This is a genomic window from Prosthecobacter sp. GW821-HT29F12 (assembly GCF_058803405.1).
Window position 1 is genome coordinate 252,107 of record NZ_CM179517.1, and the last position, 13,665, is coordinate 265,771.

The following is a 13,665-nucleotide window of genomic DNA, read 5'->3' on the forward strand; positions in this document are numbered from 1 at the left end:
TCTGTGCCACAAACCAAAGTCGTCTTTTATCAGGAGAAGGATGGAACTGTCCCCACGCTGGAGTGGCTGGATGGTATTCCCGCCAAGGCGCAATTGAAATGCCTCGCCAAACTTGAACGACTCAAAAAGGAAGGGCATGAACTACGCCGACCTGAAGCCGATTTGCTGAGAGACAAGATTTATGAGCTGAGATCGAGCCTGCAAGGCATCCATTATCGCATTCTCTATTTCTTTCATGGGAACGTTGCGGCGGTGGTTTCGCACGGGATCGTGAAGGAAGACCGGGTGCCACCCGTGGAAATAGCGCGAGCCATCGAGCGGCGGAAGAATTTCGAGATAAACCCCAAAGCACACACATTTGAGGAGAGATGAAGATGACCAAGAAAAAAAACAAACCAACCAGCGATGCCGTTGAAATTCTGCATCGCCGTCTAGTGGCGGGCAAGCCGGAAAGAATGGCCGAACTGGAGCAGATTCGCGCCGATGATGCCGTCGCACGCAAAATCCATGATCTGCGCGTTCAGGCGGGCCTTTCTCAGCGAGCTTTTGCGAAACTGGTGGGAACCACCGCTTCCGTCATCTGCCGCTTGGAAGACGCTGATTACGAGGGGCATTCACTGGCGATGCTCAACCGCATTGCCGCAGCATTCCATCGTCGCGTCGAAATTCGTTTTGTTCCGTTGCGTAATGCCAAGCCCGCTGGCGTTCGAACCTCGCGTTCTGCGGCTTGAGTTTATCAGCTCGTGAGGCCGAGGGATTTTGGACTTAAACCTTCAATCGAAGATGGTGCGCGATACAGGGTTCGAACCTGTGACCCCTACCATGTCAAGGTAATGCTCTACCACTGAGCTAATCGCGCGAGTCCGGGGGCGAAGTCTATAAACGGCCTCGGAGGATTGGGCAAACGGTTTTTGGCAAGGAAATCAACTGTTGTTCACCTGCTTGCGCACCGTGGTGCCCTGATTCATCAAATCGTCCCGCTCCAAACCGGTGAGCCGGGTGATGGAACGCAGCAGCCAGAGCAGCAGGCCGAAAGTCACGCCCATGAGGGGGATGCCGATGACAAGGAAGCCGCTCCAGTTCAGGCGGCCGATGGCCTTGGTGTATTCCTCGCTGCCGGGGGCTTTGTCTCCCAGCAGGTAGATGGCGAGGGCAAAATTGGAGATGGAGGAGAGGACCATCGTTCCGGCCATGCCCCAGGAGGCTTTTTTGAGCAGCAGGGCGAAGCTGTGGTGCTTCTCCGGGGTGTCGAGCGCCTGGTGCAGGGCGGGCTGGTTGATGACCTGCGGATTGAGCAGCATCTCATTGATCAGCGGCTTGCCCCAGCGGTGGCTCAGCGGGAAGGCGATGCCGAGGAAGATGGGGAACATGGCCTCCTTGGCGGCAAACCACACGGCGTTCAGATTCCACAGTCCCAGCACCCCGGTGATGATGACGGCGATCAGGCCGAGCACGGAGAAGAAGTTCAGCCCGCGCTTCTGCATGAAGCACCAGATGCCAAAGCCCAGCGGCAGCAGCAGCGCCACGATCAGCGCCCACAGCGGGCCCAGCCGATCCGGCGCGCTGAGTTTTTCCAGGGCGATGGAAGGCAGGATGACGGTGAGTGCGAGATCGAGAAGGGGGTGAGGCTGTTTTTGGGTCACGGGGAACTGTGGAATGATGAAGGTGGAATGTCGAATGACGAATGACGAATGACGAATGACGAATGACGAATGACGAATGACGAATGACGAATGACGAATGACGAATGACGAATGACGAATGGGCACGCCCACTTGGCCATTTTCGGTTTCTCGATCCCGCAGAACCCAGCGGGCGTACCATGATCGAGGACGAGTAGGAGCACGAGAACGAGGACGAGCGTGCGCGAAGCTCTCTTGACCTCGTTCCGCTCCGTTTTACGCTCTCCTTCCACACATTTCCATGGTCGCCACCACCGCCCCCAGCCTTACCGAAGAAATTCTCCGTCTCAAAAAAGAACGCAATGCCGTGATCCTGGCGCACAATTACCAGGACAAGGCCATCCAGGAGATCGCTGACTTTGTGGGGGATTCCCTCGGCCTGGCCTACAAGGCGAAGGAGACCGAGGCGGATGTCATCGTCTTCTGCGGCGTGCACTTCATGGCGGAAACGGCCAAGATCGTGAACCCCGGCAAGATCGTGGTGCTGCCAGATGCCAATGCTGGCTGCTCGCTGGAGCAGAGCTGCCCGGGGCCGCAGCTTGAAGCCTTCCTGAAAGCGAACGCCGCCAAGAACTACTACGTGATCGCCTACATCAACTGCAGCGGCCACGTGAAGGCCCTGAGCGACTGCATCTGCACCAGCGGCAATGCTGACAAAATCGTGGAAGCAGCTCCAAAGGACCGCCCCATCCTCTTTGTGCCGGATCAAAACCTCGGCTCATGGGTGATGGAGCGCACGGGCCGCAAAATGGACCTGTGGAAGGGCGCCTGCTACGTGCATGTGGAGTTCACGCGGGACAGCATCCAGCAGATCAAAGACGAATACCCGGATGCGAAGGTTGTGGCTCATCCCGAATGCACCTACGCCGTCCGCATTCTGGCGGATGAAGTGTGCAGCACGGAGAAAATGGTGGGCTATTGCCGCAACAGCCCCGCGAGTGCTTTCATCATCGTCACCGAAAGCGGCATGCTGCACCGCCTGGAGCGCGAAGTGCCCGGCAAGAAATTCATCCCCGGCCCCACCGGCCACTGCGCCTGCGCCGACTGCCGCTACATGAAGCTGAACACGCTGCAAAAACTGCACGACTGCCTGCGCGATCTGACGCCGCAGGTGGAGATGCCGGAGGACCTGCGCCAGCGTGCGGAGAAACCGATTCTGCGCATGCTGGAGCTGAGCCGGTAGGAAAACCGAACCTCCTTCTCTGCGATGATCGGTATCGACCTTGGCACCACCAACAGCCTGGTTGCCGTCATGCGTGATGGCCAGCCGGTGACATTGAAAAATGAGCTGGGCGAGGATTTGATTCCTTCCGTCGTCGCTGTCGCAGAAGATGGCACCCTGCTGGTGGGGCGCGCCGCCAAGGACCGGCTGGTGACCGCTCCAAATGCGGGGCAGGCTTGCTTCAAGCGGGACATGGGCACCGACACGACGTATGAGTTTGGCGGGCGGAAATGGTCGCCCGTGGAATGCTCCGCGCTGGTGCTGCGCGAATTGAAACGCATCGCTGAAGTGCAGCTAAAGACCCCGGTCGATTCGGCTGTGATCACCGTGCCGGCTTATTTCCATGATTTGCAGCGCCAGGCCACGGTGGACGCGGCGGCCATTGCTGGACTCAAGGTGCTGCGCCTGCTCAATGAGCCAACGTCTGCCGCGCTGGCCTACGGCTACCGCGCGACGGACGAACTCAACACCCTGCTGGTCTTTGACCTGGGTGGCGGCACGTTTGATGTCACGCTGCTCGAATCGTTTGAGGGTGTGGTGGAGGTCAAGGCATCCTCGGGGGAGAGCCGTCTGGGAGGAGAGGATTACACCGATGCCTTTGCCCAATGGATCGAGCGCGAGTTTAACTGGAACCCTCCCGCAGCAGATTCCCGGCGCTGGCGTGAGCGGGTGGAAATGCTCAAGCGCGAGCTGTCCAAGCAGGCCAGCACTACTGTTACGCTCCATGGCAAGGAGGCGCCCATCACGCGGGATGATTTCATCTCAGCCACGGCGGAGATCACGGCACGCCTGCGGCCCGTAGTGCGTAGGACGATGCGTGATGCCGGGCTCACGCCCAAACAGATCGACGCCGTTTTGCTGGTCGGCGGGGCCAGCCGCATGCCGGTGGTTTTTGAGGATCTGCGGGACCTGCTGGGCATGGAGCCCTCACGGACGCTGGATCCTGATCGTGTCGTGGCGCTCGGGGCCGCCGTGCAGCAGGCGCTGGTGGCCGGAGATTCCGCCGTCAAAGACTTGGTGCTCACGGATGTGTGCCCCCACACCCTGGGCATTGAAACCACCAAGGAACTGGTGCGCGGCCATCGTGAGCATGGCTTCTTTTCCCCCATCATCGAGCGCAACACGATGGTGCCGTGCAGCCGCAGCGAGTTGTTCAGCACGCTCTCCCCTGAGCAGGATGAGCTGGCCATCCAGGTGTATCAAGGCGAGAGCCGGCTGGTCAAAGACAACCGGAAAATTGGCATGCTGCACATCCAGGGCCTGCGCGCCCGACCCGGTCAGAAATATCCAGGGCAGGTGGATGTACGCTTCACCTATGACATGAACGGCCTCCTCGAAGTCGATATCACCATCAAGGAAACCGGCAAAAAGGTGACGAAGGTTTTTGAACAGAGACCCGGCACTCTGAGCGCTGAGCAGATTGCCGCTGCACTGCGCAAACTGCAGCCTTTGAAGACAAACCCGGCAGACCGGCCGGAGAACCGTGCGCGCCTCGAGCGTGCGAACCGCCTGTATGCTGATCTCTCAGGCGAGATGAGGCGCTCGCTGGAAGGTTTCCTCGAAGCCTTTGAAGCAGCTCTCATCAGCCAGGAGCGTGAGCGCATCGCCGCTACAGCTCAGGATCTGGACACATTCATGGCACCCTTTTTCCGCGAGAACGATGGCTGACCCATGGAGCATTCTGGGCCTGCGACCTGACACTGCGGATGAAAAGCAGGTGCGCAGCGCGTATGCCAGGCTGCTCAAGGTTCATCGCCCCGATCAAGACCCGGAAGGATTTCAGCGGCTTCGCTCGGCCTATGAGCAGGCCCTCGAATGGCTGCAATTTCGTGCGCTCAGCGAGGAGGACGGGCCGCCAGATGACGCGGAGGAGTGGGAGCCTGAAGAGGAAACTCCTGCGGTTTTAGAGCCTCCCTCTGCTCCTTCTGCCCCCGCCGCTGCGCCGCCATCGCCGCTGCCCTCTTCCTGGGCTGCTGGGGACGTTCCCTTCCTCCCGCACAAGCTTGATCAGACGCCCCCTCAGGAGCAGCACCAGCGCAAGCTGCAGCGGCCTGCGCGCGACTGGCCGCGTGAATGGTCCTACTCGATCGTAACGCTGGATCGCGCGCTGGAGAATCCGCGGCGTTATTTCGACATCATAACCATGGCGCTCAGGGCGCTGGCGGTTGACGTGATTGAGTTCGGCATCCCACCTGATGCTGTGGAGTGCATCATCAGCGATGCCTTTGGCGCGGATGCGGGCCTGTTTGGCATGACCGCTCCGGTGGCGATCTTGACGCACCTGCTGAAAGGAGGGCGCACCGGCTTTGTTAACAGAGCCATCAAGGCGCTGGAGCAGGCGGGCAGCCAGGCCCACCTCACGACCCTGGTGCAAAAACTCGACGAATGCGAGGTCGATGCCTGGTCAGCGCGCACCGCCGATGTGTTCTTCCATGCGGCTGGTCTGGTGGCCATGCACCAGCCTTTCCTCGCCCAGTCGATCATGCGCAAATTGAAGCGTCTGCCGCATGCCGAAAACGATGCAGGCAAGTTCACCAGCCTCGAAATCAGCATCGCCCGAGGCATGGCCTTGCGTGATCTGCCACCGGATTTTCGTTCGTTTTGGGTGCAGCGGCTGGAGCATCCTGAAGCAGCATGTGACTGGAAGGCCGATGCTGCGGCGCATGCGCTCTATGCCGTGGTCCTGCAGGGGCACGGGTGGGGCGGGATCCCGCTGGTGCAGAGCGTCGTGCCTGCAGATGCCTGGACGAATGCCTGGAAGCACCGCTGGGTTCAGGTGGCGATGTTTCGCCTGCTCAGATGGTGGAATCCACGTAAACTCGTCACTGCGGGATTTGCCATCGTTGGCGGCGGATTGCTGATTTTTGGCGCGCATCTGGCCACTCAAGTTACCCCTTCACGCCCTTCAATAAAGCCTGACCCAGCACTTCAGATGGAGGAGGCAAAAGGTGCGCTCCTGATCGAACAAGCGGTGCGCGAGCAAAACGAGCAATTTAAGCATAAGTTTGAGCAGGCTTACCCCCGCACCAAATGAAGCCTGCGTCGGTTAGCGTTGTTAGCGCCACCAGCTCGGCAAATCCGTCATCGTGTCCTTGAGGATGCTGCGGATGGCCACGCGTTCGGCAGGCGGGATGTGCGCATGCTGGGCATCGGGTTGCTCGCGCAGGTAGAGGGCCATGTGGTAGTAGACGCGCTCCTTGAGTTCCTTGGGCGCGGCTTTCCAGGTGTCTGTGTAGAGCATGTAGCTGCAGCGGTGTTTGAACATGCGGGTCTTCAGATCGAGATCCTTGAGTGACAGGCCGGTCTTCGACACCTTGCGGTCGCGCAGGAAATCCTGCACGTAGGCGGGATCTCCCACCATGCCTTTGGCGGGAAACTTGGCTTCATCGGCAAAGGTGATGTAGCGCGCGAGTTCCTGGGCGCGTTCCTCGATCTCAGCCTTGGCTGCAGCGCCCAGCATGCCTTTGCCCTCGCTCTTGAGCTGGCGCACGGTGTAGATGGCATAGACCAGCCGGTTTTCGAAGCCCATCTGGTGCTCGTTCGTGAGGTTCGGCAGGATGTCGCTCGTGGGCAGCAGGTGCAGGCTGAGGTCGGAGAACTGCCCGGGATTCACGGAGGTGATCTCGTTTTTCCCGTTGTTCGGGATGCCCATGACGTTCGCCTTGTTGTTGGCGATGTTGTGCTGGCCGGTGAGATGCCAGCCGCCGAACCGATCTTCCAGCGGGATCTGATGCCCCTGCACATCCCGGCGATAAGTCTCCAGGCTGGATCCCGCCCGCGAGACGAGCAGCGACTCCGCGATCAATCCTGGCAGTCGCCGCGTGGCATTGCCAGCATGGCAGTTCATGCACTTGGTGGAGCGCGTCACATTCGGCACCGGGCCGCCGGGGCGCAGGCGGTCGAAGACGTAGAACATGGGGCCCATCTCCGGGTCTGCGGCGATGATCTCCACCAGCCCGCCGGGCACCCAGCCGAGGTAGGTGTCCTCATTGAAGTATAGGGCGCGTGGGTTGCGCGGATTGATGATCTCACTTTGCAGCGAGCTCGCGGAAAACACCATGATCTGCGAGCTGACCGGGATGTTCAGCGCCGCCAGCAGGCTGGCGAGGAAGGCCTTGTCACTCGTGGTATCCAGTTTCACCTCCCCCTTCTGCGCCTTCTCCTGCAGCTCGGCAAAGCGGTCCTTCGGCTTCCATTCGAGGTAGGAATGCGGCGGCCCTTTGAAATCGATGACGCGTGGCTCCTTCGTCTCCGCTGCCGGGGCGGCGGAGATTGCCAAAAACAGCAGCATCGTCAGGAATCGGGAACGCATCATGCTCTATACGCTTGCGATGTTACCCAAATCGCAGCAGACAACCACAAACAATTGCCAATCCGTATTCCGGTAACCATCTTTCCCTCATGCCCACCCTACAGCCACGCCGTGCCGGTATTTTGATCCCCGTTTTCGCGCTGCGCACACCTGAGGATCTCGGCATTGGCGACATCAGCGGTGTGCGGCAGCTCATCGACTGGTCCGCGGATGAGGGGATCGGCTTTGTGCAATTTCTGCCCATCAATGCCACCGGCAGCGACAGCAGCCCCTACAATGCCATCAGCTCCGTCGCGCTGGACTACCTCACGCTGGATCTCTCCCCGGGGGTGGTGCCTGAGCTGGATGAGAAATTCTACAGCACCATCACCGGCATCCTGCGGGTGGATCTTCTGCGGCATGGCTCCGTGAACTACCCCAAGGTGCGCCGCCTGAAAAACACGCTGCTGCGCCGTGCCTTCAGCCAGATCGAATCCCAGCCCGGGCGCATGGCGTTGTTTGAGGCGTTTTGCGAAAAGGAGGCCTCCTGGCTGGATGATTTCTGCCTCTTCAAAGTCCTGATGGAGGAGCATGGGCATGAAGACTGGACGAACTGGCCCGAGGAGCTGAACACCGCTGGCAAGGCCCGCGCCTGGCGTGATGCGCAGGGGGATGAGATCGACGATCGCATCCTCTTCCATGCCTACGTGCAGTGGCTCTGCTTCAGCCAGTGGGGGGAACTCCGCGCCTATGCGAACGGGAAGGGCGTGAAGCTCATGGGAGACATCCCCTTTGGCATCTCCTGGTGCAGTGCCGATGTGTTTTTCAAGCCGGAGCAGTTTGATCTCGAATGGTGCGGGGGCGCTCCGCCGGAGACCTATTTCAAGGACGACTACTTCGTGCAGCACTGGGGCCAGAACTGGGGCATTCCGCTTTATCGCTGGGATGTCATGGAGCAGGGCGGCTTCCAGTGGTGGCGGCAGCGCACGCAGAAGCTGACCGAGGTTTTTGACATCTTCCGCATTGATCACGTGCTGGGCTTCTACCGCATCTACAGCTTCCCGTGGCGTCCCACGCGCAATGCGGAGTTCTGCTTTCTCAGTGATGAAGCGGCCAAGGTCCTCACCGGCGGGCGGCTGCCGCACTTCATCGAAAACGACGACGACACGCCCGAGCACAAGGCCGCCAATCTCGCCAATGGTGACAAGTACCTGCGCATGATCCTCGACGCCGCTGCTGGCAAAGCCGAGGTGGTGGCCGAAGACCTGGGCACCGTGCCTGACTACGTGCGCCCGCACCTGCTCAGCCTCGACATTCCCGGCTTCAAAGTCTGCCAGTGGGAGCACGACGAGCAGGGCCGTGTTGTCATGGGCAGCACCTATGACAACTGCGCCTTCACCACCTACGCCACGCACGATCATGAGCCGATGCGGACGCACTGGGAGCACCGCCGCCGTGATGCCAGCAGCGCCTTTGAATCCGAGCGCGCCCTGGGTGACAAGGAGCTGGGCGACCTCGCAGAGTTTGCCGGCCTGCGCTTCTCCTCCGAAGGCTGGCCGGAATACGATGCCCACATCCGTCACGCCCTGCTGGAGGCCCTGCTCACCAGCAACGCGCGCTACGCCGCCTTCATGCTCACGGATCTCTATGGCCTCGAAGACCGCTTCAACGTCCCTGGCATCGCCGCCGACAGCAACTGGAGCGCCCGCCTGCCGATGACTATGGCTGAGCTGCGCAACGCCTCACCCTGGAAAGAAGAAGGCGAGTGGCTCAAGAAGGCGATCAAGAGCACTGGGCGGTAAAAGTAGCCCAGTTGCGCCGCAACTGGTTCCGGAAAGCACTCCAGTTGCGGCGCAACAGGGCTGCTTTGCTTCGCGAACAACCTACGGCAGCCCCCATGCCCCACGCAGCGCCGCGTAGTCCGCTTTTGGCAGCAGGACGTAATGCGGTGAAGCGGTGGGATCGATCCAGCGCAGGAGGCGGGTCAGGTCGCCCTCGGCCATGGTGGTGCAGCCGGCGCTGGGCTTGTCGGGTCCACGGCGTACGTGGAAGAAAATGGCGCTGCCATAGCCCGGGGCGGAGGGCTGCTGATTGTGGCGGATTTCGAGCATCCACTTGTAGGCGGCGTCTCCCAGTCGCATTTTTTGTTTCTCAAACCACGGCGGGATGCCTTCGCGGGGATCAATGCGGATATGGCGGTTATAATACTGCGGCAGGGTCGAGTCATCGACGTAGGCGTCCCAGGGGCCGACCTGGATATACGGCCAGCGGGCACCGCCGGGCGGGGTGGGGGCATAGCCAAACAGTGATCCCAGCTGAAACACACCTGCGGGCGCCCGCCAGTCCTTTTCCACCTTGGCGGGAATGCCGTTCCGTGGGGCATTGAAGACGCCACGGCCCCAGGCCAGTCCCTTTCTGCCCAGCAAAACCGGCACGGGCTTCTCAAAGACGGCCTGCCACGGCGCTCCGGCGGAGGCGCGCTGGTAGCACTGCATCGTGGCGGTGTTTGAATTCCAGGTGGCTGCCTGGGAAACGATCACCTGGCGAACCCCGCGACCCAGCTGTGCGTGAGACTCTGAAGGGAACAGGGCGGAAATGCCGATGCCCAGCAGCGTGATAAGGAGTGCCTTTTTTCGATGGAAAACTTTTTGGTATTGCATGGCGAAGCTGTTTCCGAATATATTCATTAAATCAACCCTGCCGGGTTAATTGGATTCAGGTTTTGGGGGTTTTTTTCCTGAGCTCCGAGTTCCGGCAGGGTTGTTTTTTTGCCTGCGGGCCCGCATTGGGTGAATCTACCACATTGATTCGCGTCGAAGGTGTTCTAATGATGGCCTCCATGAACTTTCGGTGCTTTTCAGTCATTCTCGGATTCGCTGCCTGCCTCAACCTCTCTTCGTGTGGAAATTCCTCGGTCATCAGCCTGGACTACATCCCCCAGAACGGCCGGATGCTGCGGGGCACACCGGACTTTGCCGTGGGTGAGTTCAAGGACAAGCGCGGTGAGCAGGCCCAGACGCTCGGGCATGTGCGCTTGCCCATCGGCCCGTCGGTCGATACCATCCAGACCCGCCTGCCCGTCAGCGATGTGGTGCGCAACGCCTTTGGCTACGCGCTGGAGTCACGCGGCATGCTGGCCACGGATGTGAAGGGCCGCTTTATCCTCACCGGGGAGATTCAGGACCTGCGCTCGCAGCTTTTGGTGCATCCCTATGGCTATGCACGCATCCGCGTGAACGTCGTGGAAGCCACCTCGGGCCGCGTGCTTTTCACCCACGTCTATGAAGGCGAGCGCCAGAGCAACGCTTTCCGCCCCGGCAGCGGCTCGCCCGTGCCCGTCCTCCGTGAGCTGACCTCCCGCGCCCTGCAGGACTGCGTGGACCGCGCCCTGGATGACACCCGCATGCGCCAGCAGATCGGTGCAGGTGTGGATGATCGCCCCCGCTACACGCCGGGCATGCTGTAGGAAACGGAGGAAGGTAGGGCGGTCGTGGCGAAGCCCGCCCGTCCATCAGCGTGGTGAAAAACACCCTGGCGTGCGAACGTCCCCTTAGCTCATGGTAGGACGCCATGGCGCAACGCAAGCCCCAAGGCGTGTGGGAACGCTCGCAGTCGGGCGGTTTGGCGGAGGTCCTTTTGTGTGGTTGCGAATGACTTGCGCGCCAAACACGACCGACCTACAGCCCGGAGGCGCGGATCTTGTCCATGATCTCACTCGATTACTTCGCCAGCGCTTCCTCCAGCACTTTGCCATCCGCGCCAGGGAAGGGGATGCCGAGGAGCTTGGCCATCGTGGGCGTCACATCGATGTTCTTCATCTCATCGAGCTCCACGCCCTGCTTCACACCGGCGCCGCTGATGACAAAGCCGCCGTAGAGATTGGGGTCGAGTTGGAAGTGACCGTGGGCGCCTTTCGGCGGATCGTTCGGAATGATGACGTTGGTGTCAGCAAGCGAATCGGTGAAGGTGTAGCCGTCAGCGGCCAGCAGCACGAGGTCGGGTTCGCGGCCATCTTTGGCGGCGGTGAGGTGGTGCAGCTTGGCATCGAAATCCTTCGCCTCGACCACGCCCTCCACGCCTTCCAGCTTCGCGAGCGTTGGCGTGATCTGTTTCAAAATGCCTTCACGATTGGCATCATCCAGCACATACACGAAGCACGCTCCGCCTTCGGCCATGGCGAAGACTTGGGAATCGGGCGCGAGGCTCTTGCCCAGCACGGCTTTGACGAAGCCATCCTTCCGCAGCGCGGCGTTGGCATTGATGGATTTGGTGTAGGTGACGAAGCCGTGATCGGTGGTGATGACGAAGGCCGTCTTGTCGCGGATGCCCGCCTCTTCCGTGGCACGCACGATGTCCGCCACACGGTTGTCCGAATCATTCGCCGCCCAGTAGGCCTCCGAGACCTGACGGCCATGCGCATGCTCAAAGGAATCGAGGCTCACCAGGTGAAGCGCGAGGAAGTTCGGCTTGTGCTTTTTGATGATGTGCTGGGCCAGCTGCGAGTACATGTAGTCGCGCGGCGCCTTGCCGGGGTTGCCCAGCTTGCACCACTCGTTCTGCTTCTCGATGGGGATGCCGGCGGCCCGCGCTTCCTCCAGCAGGGATGGCGTGCCGTATTTCTCGAAGAGCGCTTGATCAAACACATCCGGTACGGTCCAGTCCAGCGTCTTCGCCCCGCGTGAGGCAGGCCAGATCACCCCGGCGGTGGTCAAACCGGCCGCCTTGGCCGCGTCGTAGATGGTGGGTGTTTTGACGATCTCGTCCTTGTTGAAGATAGGGTCAGGAATCAGCGGCACCTTCTTCCGCGTGGCACGGTCGAAGTACTCATTGGCCAGCACGCCATGCTTTCCCGGATGCACACCGGTGACCAGCGTGGTGTGGTTCGTCCACGTCACGGTGGGGAAGGAGCACTCCATGCGCTTGGCCCGCACGCCCTTGGCCGCCAGCGCCTTCACGGCGGGCATGTGGCACTTCGGATCATCAAAGTACTGATGCGCCCAGCCATCAATGCTGATGAGGATGACGTGCTCCGCAGGGGCTGCGTGGGCAAAGGAAGCGGCGGTGACGAGAAGGGCGAGGGCGCGGGAAAGCATAAAGAGGAAGCCTTATCTACGGGCGGTGGGCGTCAATCCTGTCTGCCAAGAGGAAGTACGAGGGGCTGCGGGCTGGAAAGATCTTTTGAACCCATTGGAGATCCTGTCTGGGGGTGGTTTGGTATCATGGTATCAAACCCTATATATAGGGTTTGATACCATGATACCAAACCCGGATCAGAGCCCAATGGCACCATTTGGCACCTTCTTCGCCCGTGATCCTGGCGGCAGGATCACAGGCTCATGAGCCTGCTTTGATCCCAGGCTGAGCCTGACACCAGACCGGCGACGCGTGGGGGAAACCTGCGCCCTCATACCACTCCATGCTACATGATGCTTCCAGCGGAGTCGAAAACACCCGGAGGGGTTTTGTTTCTTTACCCATTGGTGTACCCTCTGGTGTCAGGATCACAGGATCAGTACCTATATATAGGTACTGATCCTGTGATCCTGATAGGATCGTGATCCCAATAGGATCACGATTTGATCCTGATCCTGGACCAAGGCGGCGGACGGCGGGGTGGCTCCCGCCTGAGGTCATTCCAGCCTGTTGCCGGGGGAGGCGGGATAGTCGTCACAGTAGGCGAACCGTGTGACGAAGGGAATGGACGTGGCCTGATCGGCAAAATCTGCGGGCATGCCCGATTTCCAGATGCGAAAGCCTGAGTCCGTGTCCGGAGAATGATACAGGATGAGCGTGATGTGGTCTCGCTGCATCAGCGCATAGATCAGACCGGGAACTCGAAGGGACGCTGGCAGGGATGCAGGCTTGACCGTCGTGTTGGGTTTGGACATGTAGTATTTCAACAAAAGGGCATCACGATCACGCTGCAAATCATGCAGGTGACTGGCCATGTGCTGTTCCGCCGGCTTCTGCCAGTCTGACCTTAGATCCGTGGGCTGGATAAAGTACACCACGCAGATGCCCGCCGTCACGGATATGAGCACGAGGACCGCAGCCAGGGCGATGATGATTCGAACAAACGTCTTCATTTCAAAGGCTGCCACCCGCCAAAGTGTTCTCCGGTCGGCAGTTCGAGGTGATAGATAACGCCTACCGGAGGCTTATTCGCCATGACGAGCTTTTTCAGATCAGGAAGCTCTGCTTCGGAGTTCAAGACCCCATGAACGGACAGACATCCGCCCTCACCGGGCCAGATCCCCGCTTTCAATCCAGCGTAGCGGGCATCCTGATTGAGCCGGGCTTGCAAAGCGGGGACGTGCAGCTCAGCCGCCTTCAGGTTTCGTATTTGTTGGGTGAAGGGGAGCGGACCGTACCGCATGGTATAAAAGAGCACCGCCAGACCGAGCAGTAACAGGATGGAGAGGATGGCGTCGAACCGCGCTGAACGCTTTTTCATGTTCGTTGGAATTCTC

Annotated in this window: 13 protein-coding genes and 1 tRNA gene; 7 read left to right on the forward strand and 7 right to left on the reverse strand. The window is 60.2% G+C overall.

The genetic code is table 11. From position 1 onward, the window contains the following. Positions 1-3 precede the first annotated feature (3 nt). Positions 4-372 carry a type II toxin-antitoxin system RelE/ParE family toxin gene (locus AC3RLQ_RS00965; protein ID WP_493033475.1) on the forward strand — a complete coding sequence of 123 codons (369 nt, stop codon included), beginning with the start codon at positions 4-6 and terminating at the stop codon, positions 370-372. A 2-nt stretch (positions 373-374) separates the two neighbouring features. After that, the gene (locus AC3RLQ_RS00970; RefSeq protein ID WP_493033477.1) at positions 375-731 is read left to right on the forward strand and encodes a helix-turn-helix domain-containing protein; all 357 of its coding nucleotides are present in this window, start codon (positions 375-377) and stop codon (positions 729-731) included. Between the two features lie 53 nt (positions 732-784). Here the strand turns inward: AC3RLQ_RS00970 and AC3RLQ_RS00975 are convergent. Both AC3RLQ_RS00975 and AC3RLQ_RS00980 read right to left on the reverse strand, forming a co-directional pair. Further along, a tRNA-Val gene (locus AC3RLQ_RS00975) sits at positions 785-859 on the reverse strand. 64 nt (positions 860-923) lie between these two features. Further along, positions 924-1,769 (reverse strand): VC0807 family protein, encoded by an 846-nt coding sequence (locus tag AC3RLQ_RS00980; RefSeq protein WP_493033479.1) that lies wholly within the window; start codon positions 1,767-1,769, stop codon positions 924-926. 154 nt (positions 1,770-1,923) lie between these two features. On the opposite strand from AC3RLQ_RS00980, the gene nadA reads away from it, so the two are divergent. The 3 genes from nadA to AC3RLQ_RS00995 are packed head-to-tail and all read left to right on the forward strand — an operon-like array spanning position 1,924 to position 5,938. Then, positions 1,924-2,865 (forward strand): quinolinate synthase NadA, encoded by a 942-nt coding sequence (gene nadA, locus AC3RLQ_RS00985; RefSeq protein ID WP_493033481.1) that lies wholly within the window; start codon positions 1,924-1,926, stop codon positions 2,863-2,865. Positions 2,866-2,889: 24 nt separating this feature from the next. After that, positions 2,890-4,572: an Hsp70 family protein gene (locus tag AC3RLQ_RS00990; protein ID WP_493033483.1), complete on the forward strand. Its 1,683-nt coding sequence runs from the start codon at positions 2,890-2,892 to the stop codon at positions 4,570-4,572. Further along, complete coding sequence (locus AC3RLQ_RS00995) at positions 4,565-5,938, forward strand: J domain-containing protein (protein ID WP_493033493.1); 1,374 nt, start codon at positions 4,565-4,567, stop codon at positions 5,936-5,938. The genes AC3RLQ_RS00990 and AC3RLQ_RS00995 overlap by 8 nt, the downstream gene beginning before the upstream one ends. A gap of 21 nt (positions 5,939-5,959) precedes the next feature. Here AC3RLQ_RS00995 and AC3RLQ_RS01000 read toward each other — a convergent pair whose 3' ends face one another. After that, entirely contained in the window at positions 5,960-7,219 is a 1,260-nt protein-coding gene (locus AC3RLQ_RS01000) for a hypothetical protein (RefSeq protein ID WP_493033504.1), read from the reverse strand. An 86-nt stretch (positions 7,220-7,305) separates the two neighbouring features. Between AC3RLQ_RS01000 and AC3RLQ_RS01005 the strand changes: the two genes are divergently transcribed. Next, a complete protein-coding gene (locus AC3RLQ_RS01005) occupies positions 7,306-8,997 on the forward strand; it encodes a 4-alpha-glucanotransferase (protein WP_493033505.1) in 1,692 nt (563 codons plus the stop codon). A gap of 81 nt (positions 8,998-9,078) precedes the next feature. On the opposite strand, the gene AC3RLQ_RS01010 is transcribed toward AC3RLQ_RS01005, so the two are convergent. Beyond that, complete coding sequence (locus AC3RLQ_RS01010; protein WP_493033506.1) at positions 9,079-9,855, reverse strand: L,D-transpeptidase family protein; 777 nt, start codon at positions 9,853-9,855, stop codon at positions 9,079-9,081. A 179-nt stretch (positions 9,856-10,034) separates the two neighbouring features. On the opposite strand from AC3RLQ_RS01010, the gene AC3RLQ_RS01015 reads away from it, so the two are divergent. Further along, a complete protein-coding gene (locus AC3RLQ_RS01015) occupies positions 10,035-10,661 on the forward strand; it encodes a hypothetical protein (protein WP_493033507.1) in 627 nt (208 codons plus the stop codon). Positions 10,662-10,914: 253 nt separating this feature from the next. Here the strand turns inward: AC3RLQ_RS01015 and AC3RLQ_RS01020 are convergent, their stop codons facing one another. From AC3RLQ_RS01020 to AC3RLQ_RS01030, 3 genes are all read right to left on the reverse strand, one after another. After that, complete coding sequence (locus AC3RLQ_RS01020; protein WP_493033508.1) at positions 10,915-12,288, reverse strand: alkaline phosphatase family protein; 1,374 nt, start codon at positions 12,286-12,288, stop codon at positions 10,915-10,917. A gap of 537 nt (positions 12,289-12,825) precedes the next feature. Further along, positions 12,826-13,281: a hypothetical protein gene (locus AC3RLQ_RS01025; protein ID WP_493033509.1), complete on the reverse strand. Its 456-nt coding sequence runs from the start codon at positions 13,279-13,281 to the stop codon at positions 12,826-12,828. Then, complete coding sequence (locus AC3RLQ_RS01030) at positions 13,278-13,649, reverse strand: hypothetical protein (protein ID WP_493033510.1); 372 nt, start codon at positions 13,647-13,649, stop codon at positions 13,278-13,280. Before AC3RLQ_RS01030 ends, AC3RLQ_RS01025 begins: the two co-directional genes overlap by 4 nt. Positions 13,650-13,665 lie beyond the last annotated feature (16 nt).

What these genes read in the sequence shown, in the direction of transcription:
- AC3RLQ_RS00970 (WP_493033477.1), top strand. Translation starts at nt 375, where the DNA reads ATGACCAAGAAAAAAAACAAACCAACCAGCGATGCCGTTGAAATTCTG.
- nadA (WP_493033481.1), top strand. Translation starts at nt 1,924, where the DNA reads ATGGTCGCCACCACCGCCCCCAGCCTTACCGAAGAAATTCTCCGTCTC.
- AC3RLQ_RS00990 (WP_493033483.1), top strand. Translation starts at nt 2,890, where the DNA reads ATGATCGGTATCGACCTTGGCACCACCAACAGCCTGGTTGCCGTCATG.
- AC3RLQ_RS00995 (WP_493033493.1), top strand. Translation starts at nt 4,565, where the DNA reads ATGGCTGACCCATGGAGCATTCTGGGCCTGCGACCTGACACTGCGGAT.
- AC3RLQ_RS01000 (WP_493033504.1), bottom strand. Translation starts at nt 7,219, where the DNA reads ATGATGCGTTCCCGATTCCTGACGATGCTGCTGTTTTTGGCAATCTCC.
- AC3RLQ_RS01005 (WP_493033505.1), top strand. Translation starts at nt 7,306, where the DNA reads ATGCCCACCCTACAGCCACGCCGTGCCGGTATTTTGATCCCCGTTTTC.
- AC3RLQ_RS01010 (WP_493033506.1), bottom strand. Translation starts at nt 9,855, where the DNA reads ATGCAATACCAAAAAGTTTTCCATCGAAAAAAGGCACTCCTTATCACG.
- AC3RLQ_RS01015 (WP_493033507.1), top strand. Translation starts at nt 10,035, where the DNA reads ATGAACTTTCGGTGCTTTTCAGTCATTCTCGGATTCGCTGCCTGCCTC.
- AC3RLQ_RS01020 (WP_493033508.1), bottom strand. Translation starts at nt 12,288, where the DNA reads ATGCTTTCCCGCGCCCTCGCCCTTCTCGTCACCGCCGCTTCCTTTGCC.
- AC3RLQ_RS01025 (WP_493033509.1), bottom strand. Translation starts at nt 13,281, where the DNA reads ATGAAGACGTTTGTTCGAATCATCATCGCCCTGGCTGCGGTCCTCGTG.
- AC3RLQ_RS01030 (WP_493033510.1), bottom strand. Translation starts at nt 13,649, where the DNA reads ATGAAAAAGCGTTCAGCGCGGTTCGACGCCATCCTCTCCATCCTGTTA.